Origin of the sequence: Bradyrhizobium sp. (assembly GCF_035652035.1) — a bacterium.
In the GTDB taxonomy this organism is placed as follows: Bacteria; Pseudomonadota; Alphaproteobacteria; order Rhizobiales; family Xanthobacteraceae; genus Bradyrhizobium.
On record NZ_DASREO010000108.1, the window covers coordinates 1 to 5,717 of the forward strand.

General features: G+C 63.1%; 5 protein-coding genes and 2 pseudogenes. 3 read left to right on the forward strand and 4 right to left on the reverse strand.

The annotated features are described in order from the left end of the window. Positions 1–592 (forward strand): annotated as a pseudogene (locus tag VFB05_RS30565) (monooxygenase); the annotation flags it as partial. A gap of 32 nt (positions 593–624) precedes the next feature. Here the strand turns inward: VFB05_RS30565 and VFB05_RS30570 are convergent. Both VFB05_RS30570 and VFB05_RS30575 read right to left on the reverse strand, forming a co-directional pair. Beyond that, entirely contained in the window at positions 625–1,020 is a 396-nt protein-coding gene (locus VFB05_RS30570; RefSeq protein WP_015668220.1) for a helix-turn-helix domain-containing protein, read from the reverse strand. Positions 1,021–1,027: 7 nt separating this feature from the next. Next, entirely contained in the window at positions 1,028–2,071 is a 1,044-nt protein-coding gene (locus tag VFB05_RS30575; protein WP_325019632.1) for a LysR family transcriptional regulator, read from the reverse strand. 297 nt (positions 2,072–2,368) lie between these two features. Here VFB05_RS30575 and VFB05_RS30580 point away from each other — a divergent pair, with 297 nt between their 5' ends. Both VFB05_RS30580 and VFB05_RS30585 read left to right on the forward strand, forming a co-directional pair. After that, on the forward strand, positions 2,369–2,689 hold the full coding sequence (locus tag VFB05_RS30580; protein WP_325019634.1) for a hypothetical protein: 321 nt from the start codon (positions 2,369–2,371) through the stop codon (positions 2,687–2,689). Between the two features lie 237 nt (positions 2,690–2,926). Beyond that, entirely contained in the window at positions 2,927–3,661 is a 735-nt protein-coding gene (locus VFB05_RS30585) for a cytochrome c biogenesis CcdA family protein (RefSeq protein WP_325019636.1), read from the forward strand. A 95-nt stretch (positions 3,662–3,756) separates the two neighbouring features. Here VFB05_RS30585 and VFB05_RS30590 read toward each other — a convergent pair whose 3' ends face one another. Continuing rightward, the gene (locus VFB05_RS30590) at positions 3,757–5,265 is read right to left on the reverse strand and encodes a sensor histidine kinase (protein WP_325019638.1); all 1,509 of its coding nucleotides are present in this window, start codon (positions 5,263–5,265) and stop codon (positions 3,757–3,759) included. 268 nt (positions 5,266–5,533) lie between these two features. Further along, positions 5,534–5,717: pseudogene (locus VFB05_RS30595) on the reverse strand (serine hydrolase); the annotation flags it as partial.

Here is a 5,717-nt window from a genome sequence, read left to right on the forward strand (position 1 = left end):
TGCCTATGAGGCCGAGCGGCACCCGATCACGAGCCAGGTCTCGCGCTTTGCGATGTCGCACGCGGAAGCCGAGATCAAGCGGCGCGGCGCCGTGCCGGCAGAGATCGAGGAGGAGGGGCCGCGCGGCGAAGCCGTGCGACGCGAGGTCGGACGGCTGACCTACGAGATCAACGTCCAGCAATATGCCTGCGCCGGCCTCAATTTCGGTACCTACTACGATCGTTCGCCGATCATCGCCTATGACGGCGCGGCACCGCCGTCCTACACCATGAACAGCTATACGCCATCGACCGTGCCGGGCTGCCGCACGCCGCATGTCTTCCGCCACGACGGCAGTTCGCTCTACGACGCGATGGGGCCCGAATTCACGCTGCTGCGCTTCGATCCGGCGATCGACGTCGCGGCACTTTCCGTCGCGGCCCGCAACAGGCGCGTGCCACTCGAAATTCTCGACGTGAAGCAGCCGGATGCCGCCGACCGGGGCGACAGGCTGGTGTTGTCGCGCCCGGACCAGCACGTGGCTTGGCGCGGCGACCGGATGCCGACTGATCCGGTCGCGTTGATCGATCGCATTCGCGGCGCGGCGGGCTGATCTGCCGCGCGTCGAGGCGCGAAGGCTCGCGCCTATTCCTCGTTGGCGGCGATCGATTCCATCAGGGACACGAGCTGGCGCTGTACCGTCTGGTCCTTGATCTTGCTGTAGGCCCGAAGCAGGCGAAGGCTGAAGGCGCTGTCGAGGAACAGGAGGCTCTCGACCTCGCGGGCCTTGCTGTCGCCGTCGTAAAAGAAGGTGACGGGAACGTCGAGGGCCGTCGCGATCTGCTGCAGGCGCGCCGCGCCGACGCGGTTGACGCCTTTCTCGTACTTCTGCACCTGCTGGAAGCTGACGCCGAGCTTTTCACCAAGCTCTGCCTGCGAGATCTTCTGTTCGACGCGCCGCAGCCGGATTCGCTTGCCAAGCTCAATGTCCGGTTTGCCAGCACTGCGCTGCTTCATCTTCTTTGCCGCTGATTTATTCATTCTGGTGTCACCGTCCTTCGGTCGAAAAGCCCCCGAATAAATGGGTCAGGGGTGTGCCCATATACACCGCTTTGAGTTCCCGTGGATGGATGAACTCGTCTCTGAACCACGGGTATTTAGCGGGATTGAAGGCCTCTATCAGCCAATCGATCATCTGCCGCACGCGTGGGATGCGGCCGCTTGTCGGGTGATAGGACAGCCAGATGTCGAATGACCAGCGCAGGTCGACGTCGAGCGGTACGAGCTTGCCGCCGAGTGCGAGGGCGTAGGTGGGGAAGACGCCAATGCCGGCGCCGTTGGCGACGGCCCAATAGTTGGCGCTGGAAACGTTGGTCTTCATTACCAAAAGGTCACGTTGCGCATAGCCGGGGAAGACGCTCTCGAATGCTTCCTTCGCCGCCGCTTCGTCGGCGACCTGCAGCACTAGCCGGTGTCGGCGCATCTCTTCAAGGCTGCGTGGCGCCTCGCGCGTTTCCAGATATTTCTGGCTGGCAAAGAAGTTCATGTGCATGCGTCCGAGCCGGACCATCTTGACGTCGAGCGCCGAGGGCCGCGACAGGTGGATCGCGACGTCGGCCTCATGGCGCGACACGTCCGCCGACCGCATCGCGCAGTAGAGATCGACCAGGATGTTGGGAAAGCTCTGTTGGAATTCGACCAGCCGCGGCGCCAACCAGAACGTCCCGAGCCCTTCGGTGACAGCGACCCTGATCTCCCCGGACAGTGCGTTCGCAACGCCGTCGCTCGCGCGCAGCAACTCGAACGAGGCTGCCTCCATGCGCTCGACCGCGGACACCATCGCGGCCCCGTCTTCGGTGAGCCGTGCACCGTGCACGTCGCGCGTGAACAGTGTTGCGCCGGTCTGCCGTTCGAAATCGTCAATGCGTCGCCGCACCACGTTGATGGACAAGCCAAGTCGCTCGGCCGCGGAGCGGAAGCTGCCGCAGCGAACGACTTCGAGGAAGATGCGCGCCGCGTCCCAGTCCGGGAGACCGGCGGTCGTCGCCTTGCGTTCCTCAAGAGGAACGCCCCTTTCCACCGCGAGATGCATACAAGCCCTTTCTGGGTGCTAAACTTGGCAGAATACTGCCCCCACTACAACTACGACGGGTCCTTCTTCCCGCATTTTGACGCCTTATGATTACTTTTAGGCACGTTTTTTTTGACTGGCGGCGTCCATCGGTGCGGAAATAGTGCGAGATGATCTTCGGCCTCACTCTCGATATCCGGGCTTTTACGGGGGTCCACCATCCAAGCCGTAAGCGGCGCCGCAGCGAAATGGTATTCGTGTCCTCCCCCCGTTCATGCTATGGTTATTTGGTTGTGGCCGCGTGCCGCAAGCCAGGGAATGGAAACGGATCCGGTGCCTAATTCAGACGAACAATTGCTTGCGGTTCTTGCCATGCTGGAGGAATGCCGGTCTGCGCTGACCGCGACGGGCAACCGCGACTCGGCTCATCTTGTCTCCGTCGCCGCGCTCGATCTCAGGATGAAACTCAACTGCATCGGCGACGCAGAGCTCAAACTGCTCTGCGAGGCGATGGTGGCGAAGGAAGACGCCGAAGCTGCGCCGCGTGAAGTCAAGTCTTCCGCGAGAGCTAGACCTTCGTATGAGAACGAGTCTGCGCAAGCTGAGCCCCGGCGCCCGCTGCTCCGCGTGGTCAAGTAGGTCTCGCATTTCGGTGAAGCCGTTGCAGAGCAGCGGTGCCGCATTTGTGATGCTGTTTTCTCCGCTGTGGTGCGCTGGGGCGCTGGAGCTCGTGCGCTTCCTCCGCTAGCTGTTTTTCGCCGGGCCCCGCCGTCGACCTCCGCTGTTGCGCAAATCCCTTCATCCGCTACATGAAGTCGCCCAACGCCCGGTATAAGGTTGGCGGGCTGCGCACCTCGAGGAAACGACGTTAAGCGTATGATCCAGAATGTCTCGATACCGGCGGCGCTGATTGCGGGCCTTGTCAGCTTCCTGTCGCCTTGCGTATTGCCGCTCGTTCCGCCCTATCTCATCTATCTTACGGGCGCCAGCATCGAGCATCTCGAAAGCGAAGAGTCTGCCGCAGCCTCCAAGCGGGCGGTGATGATCTCGGCCGCGCTGTTCGTGCTCGGCTTCTCCACGGTGTTCGTGGCGCTCGGCGCCAGCGCCTCGCTGGTCGGATCGCTGATTCGCGCCTGGTCGGCACAGCTCTCCATCCTGGCCGGCGCCGTCATCATCGTGATGGGGCTGCATTTCCTGGGGCTGACCCGGATCGGGCTGTTGATGCGGGAAGGGCGCTTGCCGATTCCGAAGCCAGTCGGGCTGTGGGGCGCCTATGTGATGGGGCTTGCGTTCGCGTTCGGCTGGACCCCCTGCATCGGGCCGATCCTGGCGGCGATCCTGTCCATTGCAGCGGCGGAGGCCACGGTGACCAAGGGCGCGGGCCTGCTTGCGATCTATTCCGCAGGGCTCGGCATTCCCTTCCTGATCGCCGCGTTCATGGTCGAGCAATTCTCGGCGCTGTTTGCCCGGATGAAGGGACAGCTCGCCAATGTCGAGCGGGCGATGGGGGTTTTGATGATCGTGACCGGCATCGGCTTTCTCACCGGTGCGGTGTCGAATGTGAGCATCTGGCTGCTGGAGACGTTCCCGTCGCTGCAGAATATCGGGTGATGCGCAGCCTTTCGTAGCGTGGGTAGATCGGAGCGAAACCCACTTTCTGTCTCAATAATGGGTTTCGCGGCGCTCTACAGGTCTACATTTCTCCGCTACTCAGCCTGGTCCAGCGCGCAGGTGATGGTGTAGACCACGCCGCGTGGCAGGAAATCGACCGTGGCTTCGCCGCCGAGCTGGTCGCGCGCGCTGCGCTCGATCAGGCGCGAGCCGAAGCCGCGGTGAACGGGCGCGGTCACCGGCGGGCCGCCGCTCTCGGTCCAGATCAGGCGAAGGATCTTGCCCGTGGTGCCCGGCAGAACCTCCCAGTCGATCCCGATGATGCCGCCGTCGTTGGACAGCGCGCCATATTTTGCGGCGTTGGTGGCGATCTCGTGCACGATCATCGACAGCACCACCGCCAGCCGGGGCGCGAGCGGCACGTGCGGACCGAACATCTTGACCCGCTCGGGCGCACTGATCACGTAAGGCCGCAGCACGCGCTCGAGCACGTCCTTCAGCTCCGCGCCCTGCCATTTCTCGCTCGAGAGCAGGTTGTGCGCTTCGGCGAGCGCGCCCAGCCGCCCCTCGAATTTCTGCCGCTCCGCCCGCGTCGCGCTGCGGAAGGTCTGCACCGCGATCGCCTGCAGGATCGCAAGGGTGTTCTTGACGCGGTGGTTGAGCTCCTCGATCAGAAGATCATGCAGCATCTCGCCCCGGGCGATGGTGGTGGCCATGCGAACGGCAAACGCAAGCCCGGTCAGGAGCAGCACGCCGCCGATCGCGCTCGCAATGCTCAGGTTGCGCCAGAGCGGCGCGACGAGCGAGCTTTCGGAGATGCCGGCCGCGATCGTCCACCCCGTGAGCCGTGAGCGCGCATAGGCCGTGATCAGCGGCACGCCGTCCAGCGACGTGGCCGTGAGCGTCGCTTCGTCGGTCCGGAACATCTGGTCGAACAGGGACGGCGTTGCGTGCTTGCCGAAGGTTGCTTCCCGGTTGGGGGTACGGGCGAAGATGATGCCGTCACCGTCGAGCATCGCGATCGTCCAATCCGTGTTGGGGCGCTGCTTCTCGACGATACTTTGGAAAAGGTCGAGCGGAGGGCTGAACGAAACATCAAAGATCACCTTGCCATCGCGCATGACGGGCACGTCCACGGTGATGATCAATTTCTTTTTCACCACGCCGTAGAACAGGCTCGAATATTGCGGCTGCCCGGTCGCAAACACCTTGTCGATGATCGCGAGGTTGTTGCGTCGCTTGGGCGTCGGGCCGTCAGGCTCGGCCGCGGGGAAGAGGATGTTGCCGTCGTGATCGGCGACCAGAATGACCCCGTCCTTGCCGTATTGTTCGAGGAAGCCGGAGGCCATGCTGCCAAAGCGGATAAAATCCCCCGATCGCAGTGCGTCCGTCAACGACAGCACCTGCAAGCCGCCCGTCACGCGCCGCATTTCCGCATCCAGCGTCAGGCGGACGCTCCGCACCGTTTCCAGAACCCGTTGCGTCGCTTCCCGGCGGTCCTTGATGTAATCGTGGAAGACGATCCCGGCCGCGAAGATGATCAGCGGCAGCGAGGTCCCCGCCACCAGAAGGACAAGTCGCACTGGCAGTGAAGGTTTTGGCACGAACTCCCCGAACTCCCCGGATCGGCGCCCACGCCCGGGAAAGCAGCATATGAGAAGCGTTCGCTTGCGCCAAACACTTTGCGCGACGCCGCCTGCGCGCGCCGCTGCCGCTGCGTGCGCTGCAACAGGCGATGGTTCCGTCCGAACTGATTCCCGAGCCGAAGGGCCGTGTCGTCGCAAAGTGCATGCACCGCGCTTTTGTCAAAACATCGCGCTCAATCAAAAGGATAGTCGTGCAAATACCGCAACCTGATCTTGTCGCCCTGCTCTAGAGATTGCTGTCGGTGATCGCCGAATAGACCATGGTGCGCAACTCGCGTCGCACCGGATAGGCGCTGGATGGCAGCACCTGGGTCATGAAAATCGTAATCAACTCTTCGGCAGGATCGATCCAGAAAGAGGTGGTTGCCGCGCCGCCCCAGGAATATTCGCCGCGACTGCCGGGGATCAGC

Bases quoted from the DNA above. Each gene is read 5' to 3' on its own strand.
- VFB05_RS30570 (WP_015668220.1), bottom strand. From the start codon at position 1,020: ATGAATAAATCAGCGGCAAAGAAGATGAAGCAGCGCAGTGCTGGCAAA.
- VFB05_RS30575 (WP_325019632.1), bottom strand. From the start codon at position 2,071: ATGCATCTCGCGGTGGAAAGGGGCGTTCCTCTTGAGGAACGCAAGGCG.
- VFB05_RS30580 (WP_325019634.1), top strand. From the start codon at position 2,369: ATGGAAACGGATCCGGTGCCTAATTCAGACGAACAATTGCTTGCGGTT.
- VFB05_RS30585 (WP_325019636.1), top strand. From the start codon at position 2,927: ATGATCCAGAATGTCTCGATACCGGCGGCGCTGATTGCGGGCCTTGTC.